The sequence below is a fragment of the Bacillus sp. mrc49 genome (assembly GCF_002803435.1).
Genome location: NZ_PHNG01000545.1, coordinates 1 through 941, shown reverse-complemented (window position 1 = coordinate 941; position 941 = coordinate 1). Strand labels below are relative to the sequence as shown.

Here is a 941-nt window from a genome sequence, read left to right as displayed (position 1 = left end):
TTTTCAGCATTCTTGATCTTTACGATCTTGTGGTCTTTATTGGTATACGCACCAGTTGCGCATTGGGTATGGGGAGGAGGCTGGCTGGCGCAACTCGGTACATTGGATTTTGCTGGAGGCAACGTTGTTCATATTTCTTCAGGGGTTGCCGGTTTGGTTTTGGCGATCATGGTAGGGAAAAGGAAGGAATCGGGGGACAGTGCGCCGCATAATCTGCCGTTAACTTTCCTTGGCGGATCATTAATATGGTTCGGGTGGTACGGTTTTAACGTCGGAAGCGCTTTGACGATCAATGCAGTGGCAATGACGGTATTCGTGAATACAGCCGTGGCTGCAGCTGCTGGCATCATAGGCTGGCTGATCGTTGAGTACATGGCAAATAAAAAGGCGACATTGCTTGGAGCAGTATCCGGAGCGATTTCCGGGTTGGTTGCCATTACACCCGCTTGCGGATTCGTGACGCCTGCATCCTCGATCATCATAGGAGTCGTCGGTGGGGCAGTATGCTTCTGGGGCGTATTCTTCTTGAAGAATAAACTGGGGTATGACGATGCATTGGATGCTTTCGGGCTGCATGGGATAGGCGGAACATGGGGAGGCATCGCTACTGGTTTATTCGCAACGACTTCCGTCAACGAAGCTGGGGCAAATGGATTATTTTACGGGGATTTCAACTTACTGTGGAAACAGCTTGTGGCCATCATCGCCACATATATTTTTGTTGCCGTGATCACTTATGTCCTTGCTAAAGTGATTAATGTGTTCGTTCCGTTGCGTGTCAGTGATGAAGATGAGTCAATGGGGCTCGATCTTACACTTCATGGCGAAAAGGCCTATCATGAATCAATTTAGAAGGAGGGTGAATATATGTCAGAGGTTTTAACGAAAATAGATATCATTACTCGTCCAATCAAGTTTGAACAATTCAAAGCGGAACTAGC

At 47.6% G+C, this 941-nt stretch carries 1 protein-coding gene; it reads left to right on the top strand.

Annotated elements, in window-relative coordinates; all coding sequences use genetic code 11:
• Positions 1-852, top strand: an 852-nt coding sequence (locus CVN76_RS05535; protein ID WP_100530563.1) for an ammonium transporter, incomplete at its 5' end; no start/stop codon positions are given.
• Positions 853-941: the final 89 nt, after the last annotated feature.